Raw genomic sequence first — 1007 nt, forward strand, 5'->3', positions numbered from 1 at the left:
CCTGATTGACTGACAAAAGAAGTGAAAAGCAGTCTAGGTGGGGATTGTAGAAAAGAGGGGAGGTCACGTTCTAGGATTAGATACCACTCAAAACCTGGAACGCGATGCATAATCACTCCCCCCTCTACCATGGCCTGAAGACTTGGCTGAGTCAAGTCAGCCCCTGGGCTCATCAAGGTCACCTAACGACCTGCATCTTGATGATTGTGGCCTTGATACAAGCTGGCGAAATCAACCTGACCCGCTGGGTGCCGCATCTCCCTAGTCGAGGACTCTACGCCCAAAGTAAACAAAGACGGGTGCGACGCTGGTTGGATAATCCCCGCATTAACGTCCACAAACTCTATCAACCCCTGATTAGTGCCGCTTTAGCCTCTTGGCAGGAAGAATGCCTATACCTAAGCCTAGATACCTCCATCTTCTGGGAGAGGTATTGTTTAGTGCGAGTTGCGGTGGTTCATCGAGGTCGTACCTTACCAGTGGCCTGGCGGGTTTTAGCTCATCCCAGTGCCAGTGTGACGTTCAAAGACTATCAAGGGGTTTTACAAAGGGCATCCCGTTGTTTACCCCAGGGAAAAAAGATAGTGCTGCTGGCAGACCGAGGCTTTGTCCATCTGGAGTTGTTGAAGGCCCTGACGAGGCAATGGCGTTGGAGTTATCGTATCCGTTTGAAGCAAAATACTTGGGTCTGGCGTCAGGGAAAGGGGTGGCAACGTCTGAAGGACTTTCATTTCCAGTGGGGGCAAGCCCTCTGCCTTCACGGTATCCGTTTACATAAGAGCCAATACTATGGTCCTGTGCACCTTATTTTTGGACGCAATAATTGCAACGGTGAGTTTTGGGCGATTCTCAGCAATGAACCCACTAATCTTCAGACTTTTGCTGAATATGGCATGCGCTTCCAGATTGAAGAGAGCTTTTTAGATGACCAGTCCAATGTCTGGAATATCCAGAAATCACAGATTCGTTCTGTCTGTGCTTTTTCCCGATTATGGTTTCTCTTGGCT

At 49.3% G+C, this 1007-nt stretch carries 1 protein-coding gene; it reads left to right on the plus strand.

Translation table 11 applies throughout. From position 1 onward, the window contains the following. Positions 1-104 precede the first annotated feature (104 nt). The coding region (locus tag IQ219_RS19860; protein WP_194073772.1) for a transposase at positions 105-1007 on the plus strand (903 nt) is incomplete at its 3' end.

It is taken from the genome of Synechocystis sp. LEGE 06083 (assembly GCF_015207725.1).
GTDB classification, from domain to species: Bacteria; Cyanobacteriota; Cyanobacteriia; order Cyanobacteriales; family Microcystaceae; genus Synechocystis; species Synechocystis salina.